Below are 17124 nucleotides of genomic sequence, written 5' to 3'. Positions count from 1 at the left end.
TCAAGCGGCGGGTGGTGCCGGTTGCTCCGGCACCTGCAGCGCAACCCATTGCCAGAACAGCACGTACGCCACGCCGAGGATTACCGGGCCTATGAACAAGCCGATGATGCCTTTGACCACCATGCCGCCCAATGCCCCGATCAGTACCACCGGCATCGGTACATCAACCCCGCGCCCCAGCAGCAGCGGCTTGAGCACATTGTCGGCAAGGCCGGCGACGAAGGTGTAGATGGCAAAAATGATGGTCGCCACGGTAAAACCTTCGACGTTGAACATATAGATGATCACCGGCACGGTAACCAGCGTCGCCGGGGCCTGTGCAATGCCCAGCATGAGGATGGCGATGGCCAGCATCCCGGCACCGGGAACTCCTTTGACGACAAAACCGACACCGATCAGCAACATCTGGATGAAGGCAATGCCGATCACCCCTTGCGCCACCGCGCGAATGGTGGCGGTGCACAGCTTGGCCAAGGGTTTACCGCGCTCTTCGCCTGATACCCGCATGGCGATACGCTGCGCAGCGATTTCACCGCGATCACCGAAGGCCATGATGACCCCGGAAATAATGATTGCGCCGATGAACAGCAGGAAGGCCCCACCGGCGCTGGCAGCAGCGCCCAGCACCGTTAGCCCGGCCCCCTTGATCTGGGGCATCCACTGGTTCAGCACACTGGCCATGTTTTCGGAGGCCGCCAACCACAGCGCATGCACCTTCGGCCCGATCAGTGGCCAGGTCGCCACCGGATCAGGCGGGACCGGCACGCTCCAGGCGCCGCTCTTGAGTAGCGTCACCAGGCTGTCCACCGATTCGCCGATGGACATCACCACCAGGTAGATAGGCACCAGCAGCACTACCAGAACCAATAGCACCAACAGCGTCGCCGCATAACCTTGCCTGAACCCGGTGCGGCGCTGGATGCGGCAATGCAATGGGTACAAGGTGACCGCCAGAATCACCGCCCACAGCATCAACTCCAGGAACGGCTGGAACACCTGAAAGGCGAAGGTCACCAAGACTGCCACCAGGCCTGCCTTGATGAGCACATCGAGCAAGCCCCGCGAAAGGGCGCTGTCCAGCCTGGAACTCGACTGCATGATTCACCTCCCGATATTCAATGCGCCAGCAAGGCGCAATTCACTGGCCCGTTTCAGGGGATGCCTGAGCAGGGCTGTCATCGCGCATCTGCCGCGCCAGGGCCATCATGACCAAGGGCACCACCGCCATCGACAGGGTGATGGCCAGCACCAGCAGGTCGTGTACCTGCGGGGTGAGTACCTGGTGCTCCAGCGCCAGCTTGAACACCACGAAGGCGAACTCGCCCCCCGAAGCCAGCACCACGCCCAGGCAGAGCGCCTGGGCCTTGTTGAGCCCACCCATCGTGCGCCCCAGGCCATACAACAAGGGCAGCTTGATAGCGACCAGCAGCAACGTCAGGCCCAACACCATCAGCGGCATGCCGAACAGCAAGCGCAGGTCGGCACTCATACCTACGCCAACGAAGAACAATCCCAGCAGCAGGCCTTTGATAGGCTCGATCTGGGTTTCCAGTTCGTGGCGAAACGGCGACTCAGCCATCAGTACGCCGGCCAGGAAGGCCCCCAGCGCCATTGACACACCCACATGCTCCATCAACCAAGCGGTGCCGAGCACGACCAGCAAGGCCGTGGCGGTCGACAGTTCAGGCAGGCCCGAACCCACCGTCCACTTGAATATCGGGGTCAGCAGATAGCGGCCAAAAACAATCAGCACACCAATGCCGACAACCACAGCCAACAAGGGCCAGGCACCTTCGTCAGCGGTGCTGACATCGCCACCGAGCAACGGCACCACTGCAATCAAGGGAATGGCGGCAATGTCCTGGAACAGCAGGATGGCCACGGCCAGGCGGCCATGAGGTTTGCCCAGGTCCTTGCGCTCGGCCAGTACCTGCAAGCCAAAGGCGGTGGACGACAGCGCCAGGCCCAGGCCCAGGACGATGGCGGCAGGTTTCGATTGGTCGAACAGCCAGAATGCCAGTAGCCCAAGCAGTACGGCGGTCAGCCCCACTTGCAGACTGCCGACGCCAAATAGCGCCCGGCGCATGGTCCACAGACGCTTTGGGGACAGCTCCAGGCCAATCACGAACAACAGCATGACCACGCCCATTTCCGACAGCCGCGCCACGTTGTCCGGATTGCCAAGCAGGCCAAACACCGACGGACCAATCAGGATACCCGCCAACAGGTATCCCGGTACTGCGCCCATTTTCAGACGCTGCGCCAGCGGTACCAGAAGCACCACAGCCAAAAGGAATACCACCGTCGCCTGCAGCAGGCTGCCGTCATGTGGCATGAACTCGTACCTTCGCAGCTCCCGGCAGGGAGGGGTTCAGAAGCGTTCTTCGACGAACTTGAACGGGTAGGCGACAGCCTTGTACTTGCCGATCTTGCCGCGTTTGGGCAGCTTCACGTGCTGGTCGCGGGTTATGTCCTTGTAGGGAATACGGCTGAGCAGATGGCTGATGATATTCAACCGGGCGCGACGCTTGTCGTTGGAATTGGCCACGAACCATGGTGCCCAAGCGGTATCCGAGGCCTGGAACATATCGTCACGCGCTTGGGTGTAGTCATCCCAGCGGGTATACGACTTGAGGTCCATCGGCGATAACTTCCACAGCTTGCGGCCGTCGTTGATGCGATCCTGCAGGCGCCGGGTCTGCTCATCGGCGCTGACTTCAAGCCAGTACTTGATGAGGATGATCCCCGAATCGACCATGACCCTCTCGAACACAGGTACACCGGTCAGAAACTTGTCCACTTGCTCGCCAGAGCAGAAGCCCATTACCCGCTCAACGCCCGCACGGTTGTACCAACTGCGGTCGAAGATCACCACTTCACCTGCCGCTGGCAGATGGCCCAGGTAGCGCTGCAAGTACATTTGGGTCTTTTCCCGCTCGGTCGGTGCGGGCAGCGCCACTACACGAAACACCCGCGGGCTGACACGATCGGTAATGGCCTTGATGGTACCGCCCTTGCCGGCGCCATCGCGGCCTTCGAAGACAATGCATACCTTCAGGCCCTTGGCCACCACCCACTCCTGCAGCTTCACCAGCTCTACATGCAGGTTCTTGAGCGCTTTTTCGTAGGCCTTGCCGCCCAACTTTTCTGGTTGCTCCTGGGAGCGCTTCTTCCTGGACGGCTTCGACATGACACTCTCCTGAAGGCGAATGAAGAGTCAGTATGGTCGATTAATGCCAGTTTGCCGCTTCGCTTGCAGATTGATGGGGGCTGCCATCACTTCACAAATTTCTGAACTGATTATTTGCCGCCAGCGATTTTTCCCCTCGCCAACCGCCACCAGAATCGCTTCACCACAATCACAATAAACCGTGAGGCCACTCCCGTGGACCAGACACTTCAAGTGCGGCAAGCCGCCGCCGACCTCGTCGCGGCGTTCGCCAGCAACGACACCGCCCGCTATTTCGCCTGCTTCAGCGAAGACGCCACCTTTCTATTCCACACCTTGGCGCATCCGCTGCTGTCGCGTCGCGCCTATGAAGAGCTCTGGGCCCAGTGGCAGGCCGAGGACTTTGCCGTGCTTGCCTGCGAGTCGGGGAACGCCCACGTAAGCCTGCACGGCGACGTGGCTATTTTCATGCACGATGTGGCCACGCGTATCCGCATCAGCGGTGAAGAGCACCCATTGAGCGAGCGCGAGACCATTGTCTTCCGCCGCCATGGTGACCAGTGGCTGGCCTGCCACGAGCACCTGTCGGTCGTAACACCGGCCTGATCACACTTTACGCGGCGCTGCCGCCCTGCCATCGCACCCACAAAAAGGCCCGCGCACTGCGCTGGCTACAACAACCGCGCTGGAGCATCACCATGAGCCATTCGACCGGTATCGAGACCAACGGCGTCGAACAGATCCCCGCCGATCAACGCGACGCCTCCCCGCTAGACCTGTTCCGCCTGATCTTCGGCGGTGCCAATACCTTCGCTACCGCCGTACTGGGCAGCTTCCCGGTGCTTTTCGGGTTGTCATTCCAGGCCGGTGTGTGGGCGATTCTGCTCGGCGTTGGCATCGGCGCGCTGATCCTTGCACCGATGGGGCTGTTCGGCGCGCTTAACGGCACCAACAACGCCGTTTCATCGGGTGCGCACTTTGGTGTACACGGGCGCATCGTCGGCTCGTTCCTGTCGCTGCTCACGGCGGTGGCGTTTTTCTCGCTCTCGGTGTGGAGCTCGGGCGATGCATTGGTCGGTGGTGCCAAGCGCCTGGCCGGCCTGCCAGAGACCGACCTGACCCTGGGCCTGGCCTACGGCTTGTTCGCGGTGCTGGTATTGGTGGTATGCATCTTTGGCTTCCGCTTCATGCTGTGGGTCAACAAGATTGCCGTTTGGGCCTCGAGTCTGCTGTTCCTGCTGGGCATCGTCGCGTTTGCCGGGCCCTTCGATGCGGGCTACGCAGGCAGCGTCAACCTTGGCCAGGCGGGTTTCTGGGCTGCGTTCGTGGGCGCGGCGATCCTGGCCATGAGCAACCCTGTGTCGTTCGGTGCGTTTTTGGGTGACTGGTCACGCTATATCCCGCGTGAAACACCCAAGGCGCGCATCATGCTGGCCGTGATCGCGGCACAGGGGGCGACGCTGATTCCGTTCCTGTTCGGTCTGTGTACGGCCACCCTGGTAGCCACCCAGGCACCGGACTACATTGCCGCCAACAACTATGTCGGCGGCCTGCTGGCAGTTGCACCTAGCTGGTTCTTCCTGCCGGTGTGCCTGATTGCGGTGATTGGCGGCATGTCCACCGGCACCACTGCGCTGTATGGCACCGGCCTGGACATGTCCAGCGTGTTCCCCCGCTTGCTCAGCCGTGCCGGCGCCACGCTGCTGATTGGCGTGCTGGCGATCGGCTTCATCTTCATTGGCCGCTTCACCTTCAACCTCGTGCAGAGCGTATCGACCTTTGCCGTACTGATCATTACCTGCACCAGCCCGTGGATGGTGATCATGATCCTTGGCCTGATTACCCGCCGCGGCTTCTACCACGCTGACGACCTGCAGGTATTCACCCGTGGCCAGCGTGGTGGCCACTACTGGTTCCTGCACGGCTGGAACTGGCGCGGCATGGGGGCGTGGATCCCCAGCGCGGCGGTTGGCCTGTGCTTCGTCAACCTGCCGGGGCAGTTCGTCGGCCCACTGGGTGACCTGGCGGGCGGCATCGACCTGAGCCTGCCGGTCACGCTGGGGCTGGCTGGCGTGCTGTACCTGCTGTTGCTCAACCTGTTCCCTGAACCTGCTGGCGTGTATGGCCCCCTGGGCCCGCGATGGGTGCGTTGCAAAAGCACCGCGCATACGCCTGTGACCACTGCCGAAATGGCCTGACTGGAAACCGACCATGACCACTTCCCACTATATCGCCGGCCATTGGGTCGAAGGCCAAGGCAGCGACTGCATCAGCGTCAACGACCCTGCGCTGGGGCAACCGTTCGCCGAGCTGATGGCCGCCAGCGTGAGCCAGGTCGACCAGGCCGTCGCCGCTGCCCGCAACGCCCTGCCCGCCTGGAAAAGCACCAGCGCCAGCGAACGTGCCGCCTTCCTGCGTGGTTTTGCCGAGCAGCTCGGGCAGCGCCGTGAAGCGCTTGTCAGCGTGCAGATGCGCAATAACGGCAAACCGCGTCACGAAGCGGAAATCGACCTGGATGACGCCATCGCCACCTTTGGCTATTACGCCGAGCTGGCCGAGCAGCTGCCATCGAAAAACCGCTCCGTGCCGCTGGCTGCGCCGGGTTTCACCGCCCGCACCCGCCTTGAACCGGTGGGCGTGGTCGGCCTGATCGTGCCGTGGAACTTCCCGTTGGTGACCAGCGCCTGGAAGCTTGCCCCGGCCCTGGCCGCCGGGTGCACCGTGGTGCTCAAGCCTTCAGAGGTCACGCCGCTGATCGAGCAGGCCTACGGCCAGATCGCCGACGCCTTGGGCCTGCCGGCCGGGGTACTGAACATCATCAACGGCAAGGCCGAGACCGGCGCCGCGCTAAGCAACCACAACGGCCTGGACAAGCTGTCGTTCACAGGTAGCAACAGCGTCGGCAGCCAGGTGATGCGCAGTGCTTCGGCGCAGTGCCGACCAGTGACGCTGGAACTGGGCGGCAAGTCGGCCATCGTTGTGTTCGAGGATTGCGATGTCGACCAAGCGGTGGAATGGATTGTTGCCGGCATCAGCTGGAACGCCGGCCAGATGTGTTCGGCCACATCGCGGCTGCTGGTACAGGACGGCATTGCCGATGCTCTGCTGCCGCGCTTGCAGGCGGCACTGGAAAACTTGCGGGTGGGTAATCCTTTGACCGAAGAGGTCGACATGGGCCCGCTGACCAGCCAGGCGCAGTGGCTGAAGGTGGCCAGTTACTTTGCCACGGCGCGCGAAGAAGGTTTGCAGTGCCTGGCTGGCGGCCATGCACTGGACCGTGAAGGCTGGTTCGTCAGCCCGACGCTGTATACCGATGTGCCGAAAGACAGCCGCCTATGGACCGAGGAAATCTTTGGCCCAGTGCTCTGCGCACGGCGCTTTACCACCGAGGAGCAGGCCATTGCCGAAGCCAATGACAGCCGCTTTGGGCTGGTCGCCACGGTGTGCTCCGCCGACCTGGAACGCGCCGAGCGCGTGGCCGATGCGCTGGAGGTTGGCCATGTGTGGATCAACTCGGTGCAGGCGGTGTTCGTCGAGACGTCATGGGGTGGCACCAAGGGCAGCGGGATCGGCCGTGAGCTGGGGCCTTGGGGGTTGTCAGCCTATCAGTCGGTCAAGCATGTGACGCGCTGCCTGGGCTGATATCGCAAGGGGCCGCGTTATGGCACCGGCTCTGCCGGTGTTCGCGGGTAAACCCGCTCCTACAGCGGCCTGTGTCCAACCCCCGAGGTGTGTCCACCACCAATCCGCGTAGGAGCGGGTTTACCCGCGAATACGGTGGCGGCGGCAACAGTGAACGGCGGGGGGAAATTGGCCAGCAGGGCCGGCCTCTTCGCGGGTGAACCCGCTCCTACACGGCGGCCTGTGTCCAACCCCCGGTGCGTGTCCACCACCAATCTGCGTAGGAGCGGGTTTACCCGCGAATACGGTGGCGGCGGCAACGGTGAAAGGCGGGTGGGGATTGGCCAGCAGGGTCGGCCCTTTCGCGGGTGAACCCGCTCCTACAAGCTGGACAGCCCCCCGATGCCTACACCGACTCGTCCGCCGACCGCGCACCTTCCTGCACCAGCACCATGCTCTGCGGCGAAGACAGTGGAATACCTTCATCACGCAACCGGCCAAGAATGGTGAACAAAAGATCGCTGCGGGTGCCCGACACCTGCCGCGGCCCGGCCACGTAGCCACTCACACCGATCACCATACCGCTGGCCGTCAGGTCCTTGAATGATACCGAGGCAGCGGGCGCGTCCAGAATCGCCTCATGCTCATGGTAAGCCGCCAGCAGCAGCTCCCGCACACGGTTGGCATCAGTCTCCAGCGGCAGTGTCAGGGTAATGCTGACCACACCCAGCGCATTGCCCATGGTCACGTTGCGCACGTTCTGCGAGATGAACTGCGAGTTGGGCACGATCACCGTGGAACGGTCAGACATCTGGATCTCGGTGGCGCGTACATTGATGCGGCGGATATCGCCCTCGACACCCGCCAGGCTGACCCAGTCGCCTACCTTGACCGGGCGCTCGGTCAGCAGGATCAGGCCGGAAATGAAGTTCTGCACGATCTGCTGCAAACCGAAACCGATACCGACCGACAGGGCACTGACCACCCAGGTCAGGCTGGTGAGGTTGATGCGCAGGGTCGACATCACCAGCATGGCCAGGAACAGGAAACCCAGGTAACCCACCAGGGTTACCAACGAGGCGCGCATGCCGGCGTCCATGTCGGTTTCCGGCAGCAGGCGATCGCTTAGCCAGCGCTTGACCACACGGATGGCGAACAGGCCGCCGAGGAAGATCGCCAGGGCCAGCAGGATGTCCTGCGGCACGATGTTAAGGTTGCCGAGTAGCTTGCCCCCGGTCCCATCCCAGTCGCCAAGGCTCAGCAGCAATTCGCTGGGGCTGGTGCCTGACGGCATCAACACCAGCAACAGCGCCAGGAACAGCACGATGGTGCGGCCGACACCGGCCAGTATGGTGCTGACCTGCGCCTGGTGACGAGGCGCCAGGCCCAGGGTCGAGGCCAGTGCCAGGCCACCGGGCTGGCGGGGCGACAGCAGGGTTTCGCACAGGTCGCCGAGGAAGGTGGTCAGCAAGTAGGCACAGGTGATCACCAGGCTGACCCACAACAGCTTGGCGGTGAGGAAATAGGCGAGTGTCAGGTAGCCAGTGAACAGTGCCAGCAGGATCAACGTCAGCCAGATGACCATCACGAACGGGATCAGCCCGGCCAGGCCCGTCGGGCGCTGCAGGTCATGCTTGCGCAGGGTGCGGCGGTAACACAGCAGCGCGCCGGCAAAGGTGGACGCCACCACCAGTGCGGTCAGCCCGTTGACGGCCACCGTCAGCGCCAGACTGACGCCGATCACGCTGTTCATGCGCTCCATGGTCATCATGAACATCAGTGCCAATGCCAGCACCTTCGGGAACCAGCCCAACGCACTGGCGACTTGGTCGTGGATCGCCGGCAGCCGCCAGGACGGGCGCTGCAACATCAGCATGGCGCGGCCCAGGCCGGTGATGAAGGCACTGAACACTACCAGAGTGAGAATGTGGTTGGTCAGGCTGGCGATGTCCGAACCCAATTGCGCATTGCTTTCCAGCCCCCAGCGCAGCAACGAAACCGAGCCGGCGATGGTGCCCAGGGTTGCCAGGCTAACGCCCAGAGCCAAGGCGCTGCGGCGCAGGCGGCCGTCGGGCAACCAGCGGACCATGGCACTGGCCAGCATGCGTTCAAGCACGCGCCGCACCAACGTCCACACCAGAATCGCTGCCACCAGGCTGGCAACGAACTGCCAGCGGTTTTCGGCGCTGAAGGCGCTGCCGATGGCATCGGCCGCCTCGCCGCGCAGGTCACGCAGGCGCGCCACGTCGTCCTGGGTGGGGCGGATGATGCTCTGCCAGAACGCCGGGCTCAGCGGCGAGGCAGCACGGCTGGTGATTTGCGAGTTGAACTGGCTGCGGCGCAGGTTGACGATTTGCGTGGACAGGTCGCGGGCCGACTGGGTCAGCTTGGTGGCCTGATCCTGCTGGGCTACCAGCGCCTTTTTCTCGGCCTCCAGCGCTTTGCGCTGCTGCGTCAGGGTAGCGGCCTCGTCCGGCTGGGCCGGGCCGATGACCTTCAGCTGGTCGTCGAGCTTTCCCACATCGGCAGTGCGCTGCGCACTCAATGCATCAGCTTGACGCTGAACCTGCATCGCAGCCAGCCGCAGTTGCGACAGCACGTCGTCGTTGGCCTCGCTGGTGACGCCCTGGCGGATGAGGTCCAAGCGGTCGCTCAGCTGTTCGAGGCTGGCGTTTTCGTCCAGTGCTGGCGCTTCGGCAGCCGCCAGGTTGGACAATGGCGTGGCCGGGGCCGACCAGGCCGGGCTGGCAAGTACCAGCATCAGGGCCAGCAGGACAAGCAGACCCGGGCAATAACGGTCAAGGCTGACACGCCTCATCGAATATTCCTCTTAGCAATTCGATTTGGCGGGGGATTCTACGCGGCTTGGGGCAGTCAGGAGAGTGCCGTTTCTCGCTTCAGCAATTGCTGTTTGCGCTCCACGCCCCAGCGGTAGCCGCTGATGTCGCCATCCCGGCGCACCACGCGGTGGCAAGGGATGGCCACGGCAATAGGGTTGGCCGCGCAGGCCATGGCTACCGCCCGCACAGCCTTGGGGGCGCCAATGCGCTCGGCGATGTCGGTGTAGCTGACCCGGCTGCCGGCCGGCACCTCACGCAGCGCCTGCCACACCCGCTCCTGAAACGCGGTGCCTTGCACATCCAGCGGCAAGGCCAGGCCCAAGGCCGGCGCTTCGACGAAACCGATCACTTCGGCGACCAGCTGTTCGTAGGCGCTGTCACCGCCAATCAGGTGGGCCTTGGGGAACTGGTCCTGCAGGTCGTGCAACAAGGCCTCGGGGTCGTCGCCCAGCAGAATCGCGCAGATGCCCTTGTCGCTCTGGGCTACCAGTATTGCACCCAGCGAGCACTGCCCAAGAGCGAAGTGAATGGTTGCCCCGGCGCCGCCGGCGCGGTATTGCCGGGGGCGCATGCCCAGGCGCTGGTCGGCGCTTTCGTAGAAGCGGCTGTTGGAGTTGTAGCCGGCGTCGTAGATAGCATCGGTGACCGAACGCTGGCCGTCTTCCAGGTGCGCACGCAGCCGCCGGGCACGGAAGGCCGTGGCGTAGGCTTTGGGGGTGACCCCGGTTTCAGCCTTGAACAGCCGATGCAGGTGGAAAGGGCTGACGGCCAGCCGTGCACCGAGTTGGTCGAGGCTTGGCGCGGGGTCGCTGGCTTCGATCAAGCGGCAGGCGTGGGTGACAAGCTGGCTATGTCGGGTGGTACTGGCCTTGCTGATACAGCGTTTGCAGGCACGGTAGCCGGCAGCCTCGGCGGCCGCAGCGGAGTCGTAGAACTCGACGTTCATGCGCTTGGCCTGGCGTGATTTGCAGCCGGGGTGGCAGTAGACGCCGGTGGTACGTACGGCATAGACAAAGTGGCCCGTTGCGGCAGTGTCTCGGCACGCTACGGCTTGCCAGCGTTGGTCGGGGGTGGTGTACAGGTTCATCTATGACTCCCGGATATGTTGTTGCCTGTACAGGCGATGCAAAAACCTCAGGCCCGCCACAGGTACCAGGCCGCCACGGTACGAAACGGCCGCCAGGCGCCGCCCAGAGAGCGCATTTGCGCCGGTGTTGGCGCCTTCTCCAACCCCTTGAGCCGCCGATACCCCTCGCGCACGCCAAAATCGTCCACTGGCAGAATGTCAGACCTCCCCAGGCTATAGATCAGCAGCATCTCCACCGTCCACCGCCCTACCCCCCGCAGCGCTACCAGGCGTTCGATCAACGCCTCGTCAGCCAAGGCTAACGCCTGCTCCCGCGTCGGCACCAGGCCCTCCAGGGTGGCTTGAGCAATGCCCTGGACCGTCACCAGCTTGCTCGCCGAAAAGCCGCAGGCACGCAGGGTTTCCGGGGTTACCGCCAGCAACTGCTCTGGCTGCGGAAAATCATCCGCCGGGAACAGCGCCAGCAACCGCCCGAGGATCGCCTCGGCGGCACGGGCGTGCAACTGCTGGTAGGCAATCGCCCGCACCAACGCCTCATAAGGCTCACGTCCCGGCGTAGCCTGATGCAGGCAGGGCCCGATCGCTGCGATATGCCGCGACCAATCCGGGTCAAGTGCAGCCAGGTGTTGCGTGGCCTCGCGATAGGCCTCAGGCGAAAGGTCGGCCAGCATCATGGCACCTCCATCAAGTCGAGTGCAGGCCCAGCTTAGCGCAGCCGTTCATCGGGCAAACGCCGGTTCTTGCGCAGCTAATCTTTGGCATGCCATTGCTCCGCGCCATCTTCCCCGCATAGAATTGAGAACTATTCACAATCGCACATATCACTGGACTGGGCCTTCTCTACGATGCAGATCAACGACACGCTCAAGCCCACCGACGTCGCTCTGCTCTACCAGTCTCACCACGCCTGGTTGCGTGGCTGGTTACGCAGCCGGGTCGGTTGCAGTGAACATGCCGCAGACCTGGCCCAGGATACCTTCGTGCGGTTGCTGCGCGCCCGCCAGGTGTCGCCGCTTAAAGAACCGCGCGCCTACCTCAGCAGCATCGCCCGTGGCTTGATGATCGACCAGTTTCGCCGCCGCGCGCTGGAGCGGGCCTACCAGGAAAGCCTGGCTCACCTGCCCGAAGCAGAAGTGCCCAGCGAAGAGCATAAGCTTGTCATCCTCGATAGCCTGGAACGCCTCGACCGCGCCTTGCAGCAGTTGAAACCGCGCGTCCGCCAAGCGTTCCTGCTGGCCCAGTTAGACGGTTTGAGCATCGTACAGGTTGCCCAACGTCTGGAGGTGTCCAGGGCCACCGTTGAGCGCGACCTGGCCAAAGCCCTGGGCGCCTGCTACCGGTTGCGCTATGCCGATGCCTGAGGGTACACCCGCACAGGTGCAGGTCGATCAGGCCATCGACTGGCTGGTGAAGCTGCGTTTCGACAGCCCCAGCCCGCGCACCGAGCAGCAGTTCCAGCACTGGCTGGCCAGCCACCCACACAACCGCCTGGCCTGGCAGCGGGTCAGTAATCTGGGCGATGAACTGGCCGGGCTGCCCAAGGACCTGAGCCGACGCACCCTGGACGCTAGCCAGCGCCCAAAAGCCAGCCGCAGGGACCACCTGAAATTGCTGGGGCTGTTGGCCGTGGGCGGCAGCCTGGGCTGGGCCGCGCGCGAACCGCTAGGCCTGCCACAGCTGCTGGCCGACACCAGCACCGCCACAGGCGAACGGCGCCAATGGCAAGGCAGTGACGGCAGCCGTCTCCAGCTCAACACCGCCAGTGCCATCGATTTGCGCTACAGCGCGGTGCAACGCCAGCTGAAACTGATCCATGGCGAAGTCAGCCTGGACAGCAACCCCAACGACAACCGCCCGTTCCACGTCGCCACCCATGTCGGCCCGCTGACCACCTTCGATGGTCAGCTGTTGCTACGCGATAACAGCCAGGGACTGCTGCTGTCGGTGCGTCGTGGTGAAGTCACGCTGTTCCCTGCCTCGGCCTCAGCGAGGCAAGTGCTGCCGGGTGAAACCCTGCAAGTCGGAACCAACGGCAGCATTCAGGCCAGAACGCTACACAACGACCCCTGGGGCTGGACCGAAGGTGTACTCAGCGTGCAGCAGATGCCACTTGCCGAGTTTGTCAGCGAACTCGGCCGCTACCGACCGGGGCTGTTGCGCTGCGCTCCAGAAGTGGCGGGCTTGAAGGTTTCAGGCACCTATCAGCTGGCTGACACCGGGCAAATCCTGCAACTGCTCACCCGCAGCCTGCCCGTACGGGTCGAGTACAGGACGCGCTACTGGGTAAGCATCGGCGCGGCGTAAAGGAATACTACTGCGCCACAGCCCGTATCCGCCCACGGCGCCGGTATGACTGCCTGGCAAAGGACACGAACAGCCCGGCCATCAGTGCCAGCGCCATGGGCAAACCATGCGGCGCGACATTCATGGCCGCCCCACTGATCAGCGGCCCGACCAGGCTGCCCACGCCCCACAGCAAGCCCACACTGGCATTGGCAGTGACCAGGTCCTGGCCCTTGAAGCGCTGCCCGATAAGCACCAGCGCCAGGGTATAGATGCCCCCCGCCACCGCGCCCAGCACCACCAGCAATGGCCACAGCAGCCAGGTAAGATTCAGCAGCCAGGGCAAACCGATGCCGATCACCATCGCCACCAGCCCGCACGCCAGGTGCAGCCCTGTGCGCTCAACCCGGTCGGCCAACCAGCCCAGCGGCAGCTGGAACAGCATGTCACCGGCAAACACCACCGTCACCATCAACGCCGCCACGCCAACGGCAAAGCCATGGCTGGTGGCGTACACCGGCAGCAGCGACAGCACCACGGCATCGAAGAACGAGAAGAACAGCACCGCCATGCACAACGCCGGTGCCACCCGGAAGAACCCGGCCAAACCGAAGCTTTTTTCGCCCTCTTCGTGCGCGACATGGTCGTTGGGCACGGTCAGCACGATGCACAGCAGCGCCAGCCCATAACAGACCGTGACGACACCCGTGATCCACGGGCTGTCGGCGCCCAGCACTGCCAGCATGGCCGGGCCGAGCACCTGAAAGCCCGTAAAGCTGGTGGCGTACAGGGCCATGATCTTGCCGCGGTTATGTTCGGGGCACAATTCGTTGACCCACGACTCGCCGAGGATGATGGCGATCCCCATGCCAAGCCCCAGGCCCAAGCGCAGCAGCGCCAGCAGCCACAACGAGCCGAACGCCGACTCGAGCAAGGCGATGCTGACCGTGCACAGGCTGAAACACAGCAGATAGATGGTACGCCGGGTGAGATGGCGGCAGCAGACGTCGACCAGAAAAGCCGAGAGCATCATGCCGGCGGCAGGGATGGCCGAGATGATGCCGATTTCGAGTGTGCTCGCCCCCGCCTCATGCAGACGCAACGACACCAGCGGCAAGCTGGCCCCCAAACTGAAACCCACGACAGAAACGGCGAACAACAAGCCCGCCAATAAACGCATGTTCATGTACCACTCCTGGCAAACCGAAAAGACGTGCAGAAACAGGCGCGCACGCCAGAATGGCGAGCGACGCGAAAGCGCAGATCAGTTCAGGCGAGGTGTGGCGAGAAGGTGAAGGCAAACAGCACGCTGCGGCGGCGCTTGAGCACCGTGTCACTCGGCCATGCACGACGCAGTGCCTGGAAGGCAGGCTGACGGGTGTGTGGGAGGGACTGGGTACGGCGCATTGCTTTGGCTACTACGCAGGTGATTGAAAAAGAGGCGGCACTCTAGCCACCTCCAGGGGGCTCGTCAATTGCCCAGGGGCCTCTGCCAGGCCCCCGGTGCATTCAGCGTTTACCTGTACTTGGCAGGAACACCGCCAACAATCCGAACAATGGCAGGAACGAGCACAACCCGTATACATATTCGATACCCCGCAGGTCCGCTACGTACCCCAGCAGCGCAGCGCCAATGCCACCAAAACCGAACATCAGGCCAAAGAAGATACCGGCAATCATGCCCACGCTGCCCGGCACCAGTTCTTGCGCATACACCACGATCGCGGAAAACGCCGAAGCCAGGATAAAGCCGATCACCACGCTCAGTACTGTGGTCCAGAACAAATCGGCATACGGCAGCGCCAGCGTGAACGGCGTCACGCCCAGTATCGAAAACCAGATCACAGCCTTGCGCCCGATACGGTCGCCGATAGGCCCGCCAAAGAAGGTGCCCGCCGCCACCGCGCCGAGGAACAGGAACAGGTGCAGCTGCGAGCTGGCCACCGACACACCGAACTTCTCGATCAGATAGAAGGTAAAGTAGCTGGTGAAGCTGGCCATGTAGAAGTACTTGGAAAACACCAGCAGGCCCAGCACGATCAACGCCGCAATTACCCGATTGCGCGAAATGCCGTGGGTAGCCTGAACCGCCTTGCGCGCCTTGGCCTGATTGAGGTGCTCCTTGTACCAGCCGCGCAGCATCAGGGTGACGCCGAGGAAGAACAGCCCTGCCACACCGAACCACGCCACATGGGTCTGGCCGAACGGAATGACGATGGCCGCTGCCAGTAGCGGGCCCAGAGCGGAGCCGGTGTTGCCACCGACCTGAAAGGTCGATTGGGCCAGGCCGAAGCGCCCGCCCGACGCCAGCCTTGCAATGCGCGAGGTTTCCGGGTGGAAGGTCGACGAGCCGATGCCCACCAGCGCCGACGCCAGCAGGATCATCGGGAAGCTGCCAACGAAGGCCAGCATCACGATCCCGACCAACGTGCACAGGGTGCCTAGCGGCAGCAGATCTGGCGTGGGCCGGCGGTCGGTAAAGAAGCCGACCCAAGGCTGCAACAGCGAGGCGGTGATCTGGAACGTCAGGGTGATCATGCCGATCTGGGCGAAGCTCAGGTCGTAGTTGGCCTTGAGCATCGGGTAGATTGCCGGCAGCACCGCCTGGATCAGGTCGTTGATCAAGTGCGCCAAGGCGCAGAAGCCGATGATACGCATCACCAACGGCGTGGCTTGGCTTGCCGCTGCCGGGGGGGATGCGGTGGAGGCACTACTGGTGGCCATTTGCCTAAATCTCCGTCCTCAGGTTTGGGATCCGATTATCGGGAAACAAATAGATACATAGCTACCTTTTTTATCCCCCTGTCACCACGCACTTGAAAATGGTTCTCAATATAATTAGCATCCTCTGCTAAACACTCCTGTCATCGTTGGGCGAAACGGCCCCTGTCGTGAGCAGACTTAACCCATGAGCCCGATGCCCGCCAAGCAGCTGCAGCCCGACCCACAGCAGGACGCGCTGGAGTGGTTTTCGTTGCTGCGCCAACCCGGTTGCGACGAAACCCAGCGCCAAGCATTCGCGGCCTGGTGCCAGGTACAAGAGAACGCCCACGCCTACGCCGAGCTCGAGACGTTCTGGCAACAGCTGCAACCAGCACCTGCCCGCCCTCGCCCACGGCATGTCACTGTCCGTCGCAGTCACCTGGGTAAATGGTTGGCGCTTGCGTTCTTGCTAGGGTTGGGTGCTGCTGCTTACCTGTACTGGCCGCTGATGCAGCGTCTGACCAGCGAGCTGCACACCGATGAGGGAGAACGCCGCAGCATACGCTTGGCAGATGGCACGACCTTGAACCTGGACAGCGCCAGCGCGATGAACATCGACCTGCGCGGCCGCACCCGCCAACTGCACCTGGTGCAGGGCCAGGTGCATATGGAAGTGATGCTCGACGGGCGGGCCATGGAAGTGGAAGTTGGCAACGCACGCATCCAGGTATACGGCACGCGCTTGCAGATAGCCCGCCATGCAGGGCGTGACGAACTCGTGGTATTCAGTGGCAAGGCCATGGTCACCCAGGGGGGGGATCAGCGAATGGTCTCGGCAGGTGAGCGGGTAACCTTCGATGACACACGCATCGGCCGGGTGCAGAAGGCTGATCTGAAAACCGCTGACAGTTGGCGCAATGGCCGCCTGAAAGCCACAGACATGCCATTGAGGCAGGTGCTGGAGCGCCTCGCCGGTTACCAAGGGCAGCGCCTGTGGATGATGGATGAACAAGTGGCCCATCGCCGTGTGAGCGGCGACTTCAACCTGGACCGGCCTGGCCAAAGCCTGCAATCCCTGGCTGCAGCCCAGCAGTTGCAGTTGCTGGACGTGCTCGGGTACTGGCTTCTGGTGCACTGAAACCGGGGCTGGCCGCTAAGTTTTTGAAAGCGTGCAAATTTTTTTTGAAATGAGTGTTGACAGGGGGGGCGTTCAAGAGAATAATGCGCGCCATCGGCTACATAGCTCAGTTGGTTAGAGCATAGCATTCATAATGCTGGGGTCCGGGGTTCAAGTCCCTGTGTAGCCACCAAACAAGACGAAGGGCTTACCGCAAGGTAAGCCCTTTTTCTTTGCCTGCGAAAAAGTTACTGATGCCCGCGCTAACCAATCCAGCAGCAGCCGGGCGCCGAATCACAGGTTT

15 protein-coding genes and 1 tRNA gene are annotated in these 17124 nt (G+C 63.0%); 7 read left to right on the top strand and 9 right to left on the bottom strand.

Annotation, left to right across the window (positions count from 1 at the left end):
* Genes ACF8GF_RS19700 through ppk2 form a run of 3 tightly spaced genes read right to left on the bottom strand, consistent with a single transcriptional unit; the run spans position 1 to position 3190 of the window.
* On the bottom strand, positions 1–1098 hold the full coding sequence (locus tag ACF8GF_RS19700) for an AI-2E family transporter (protein ID WP_392460923.1): 1098 nt from the start codon (positions 1096–1098) through the stop codon (positions 1–3).
* Between the two features lie 40 nt (positions 1099–1138).
* Positions 1139–2335 (bottom strand): monovalent cation:proton antiporter-2 (CPA2) family protein, encoded by a 1197-nt coding sequence (locus ACF8GF_RS19695; protein WP_209968054.1) that lies wholly within the window; start codon positions 2333–2335, stop codon positions 1139–1141.
* A 36-nt stretch (positions 2336–2371) separates the two neighbouring features.
* Complete coding sequence (gene ppk2, locus ACF8GF_RS19690) at positions 2372–3190, bottom strand: polyphosphate kinase 2 (RefSeq protein WP_392460921.1); 819 nt, start codon at positions 3188–3190, stop codon at positions 2372–2374.
* A 195-nt stretch (positions 3191–3385) separates the two neighbouring features.
* Between ppk2 and ACF8GF_RS19685 the strand changes: the two genes are divergently transcribed.
* From ACF8GF_RS19685 to ACF8GF_RS19675, 3 genes are all read left to right on the top strand, one after another.
* On the top strand, positions 3386–3775 hold the full coding sequence (locus tag ACF8GF_RS19685) for a nuclear transport factor 2 family protein (protein ID WP_176684949.1): 390 nt from the start codon (positions 3386–3388) through the stop codon (positions 3773–3775).
* A gap of 92 nt (positions 3776–3867) precedes the next feature.
* The gene (locus ACF8GF_RS19680) at positions 3868–5367 is read left to right on the top strand and encodes a cytosine permease (RefSeq protein WP_010951957.1); all 1500 of its coding nucleotides are present in this window, start codon (positions 3868–3870) and stop codon (positions 5365–5367) included.
* A gap of 13 nt (positions 5368–5380) precedes the next feature.
* Complete coding sequence (locus ACF8GF_RS19675) at positions 5381–6811, top strand: aldehyde dehydrogenase family protein (RefSeq protein WP_176684948.1); 1431 nt, start codon at positions 5381–5383, stop codon at positions 6809–6811.
* Positions 6812–7196: 385 nt separating this feature from the next.
* Here the strand turns inward: ACF8GF_RS19675 and ACF8GF_RS19670 are convergent, their stop codons facing one another.
* Genes ACF8GF_RS19670 through ACF8GF_RS19660 form a run of 3 tightly spaced genes read right to left on the bottom strand, consistent with a single transcriptional unit; the run spans position 7197 to position 11391 of the window.
* Positions 7197–9608 carry a DUF3772 domain-containing protein gene (locus ACF8GF_RS19670; protein WP_339536045.1) on the bottom strand — a complete coding sequence of 804 codons (2412 nt, stop codon included), beginning with the start codon at positions 9606–9608 and terminating at the stop codon, positions 7197–7199.
* 56 nt (positions 9609–9664) lie between these two features.
* Complete coding sequence (gene ada / locus ACF8GF_RS19665; RefSeq protein ID WP_176684946.1) at positions 9665–10717, bottom strand: bifunctional DNA-binding transcriptional regulator/O6-methylguanine-DNA methyltransferase Ada; 1053 nt, start codon at positions 10715–10717, stop codon at positions 9665–9667.
* Positions 10718–10764: 47 nt separating this feature from the next.
* Positions 10765–11391: a DNA-3-methyladenine glycosylase gene (locus tag ACF8GF_RS19660; protein ID WP_176684945.1), complete on the bottom strand. Its 627-nt coding sequence runs from the start codon at positions 11389–11391 to the stop codon at positions 10765–10767.
* A 171-nt stretch (positions 11392–11562) separates the two neighbouring features.
* On the opposite strand from ACF8GF_RS19660, the gene ACF8GF_RS19655 reads away from it, so the two are divergent.
* Together ACF8GF_RS19655 and ACF8GF_RS19650 are read left to right on the top strand one after the other, a co-directional pair.
* Entirely contained in the window at positions 11563–12078 is a 516-nt protein-coding gene (locus ACF8GF_RS19655; protein WP_176684944.1) for a sigma-70 family RNA polymerase sigma factor, read from the top strand.
* On the top strand, positions 12065–13021 hold the full coding sequence (locus tag ACF8GF_RS19650) for a FecR domain-containing protein (RefSeq protein ID WP_176684943.1): 957 nt from the start codon (positions 12065–12067) through the stop codon (positions 13019–13021). Before ACF8GF_RS19655 ends, ACF8GF_RS19650 begins: the two co-directional genes overlap by 14 nt.
* Before the next feature lie 7 nt (positions 13022–13028).
* On the opposite strand, the gene ACF8GF_RS19645 is transcribed toward ACF8GF_RS19650, so the two are convergent.
* From ACF8GF_RS19645 to ACF8GF_RS19635, 3 genes are all read right to left on the bottom strand, one after another.
* Positions 13029–14186, bottom strand: coding sequence for an MFS transporter (locus ACF8GF_RS19645; protein ID WP_392488465.1), 1158 nt, complete (start codon positions 14184–14186; stop codon positions 13029–13031).
* 83 nt (positions 14187–14269) lie between these two features.
* A complete protein-coding gene (locus ACF8GF_RS19640) occupies positions 14270–14407 on the bottom strand; it encodes a hypothetical protein (RefSeq protein ID WP_209968068.1) in 138 nt (45 codons plus the stop codon).
* A 102-nt stretch (positions 14408–14509) separates the two neighbouring features.
* Positions 14510–15724 carry an MFS transporter gene (locus ACF8GF_RS19635; protein ID WP_176684940.1) on the bottom strand — a complete coding sequence of 405 codons (1215 nt, stop codon included), beginning with the start codon at positions 15722–15724 and terminating at the stop codon, positions 14510–14512.
* 193 nt (positions 15725–15917) lie between these two features.
* Between ACF8GF_RS19635 and ACF8GF_RS19630 the strand changes: the two genes are divergently transcribed.
* Positions 15918–16841, top strand: coding sequence for a FecR family protein (locus ACF8GF_RS19630; protein WP_392460360.1), 924 nt, complete (start codon positions 15918–15920; stop codon positions 16839–16841).
* 95 nt (positions 16842–16936) lie between these two features.
* Positions 16937–17013 (top strand) — tRNA-Met (locus ACF8GF_RS19625).
* Positions 17014–17124: the final 111 nt, after the last annotated feature.

Origin of the sequence: Pseudomonas sp. yb_5, from assembly GCF_043103865.1 — a bacterium.
Taxonomy (GTDB): domain Bacteria; phylum Pseudomonadota; class Gammaproteobacteria; order Pseudomonadales; family Pseudomonadaceae; genus Aquipseudomonas; species Aquipseudomonas putida_Y.
Note: the sequence above shows the minus strand (reverse complement) of the source record. Positions and strands in the feature narration are given on the sequence as shown.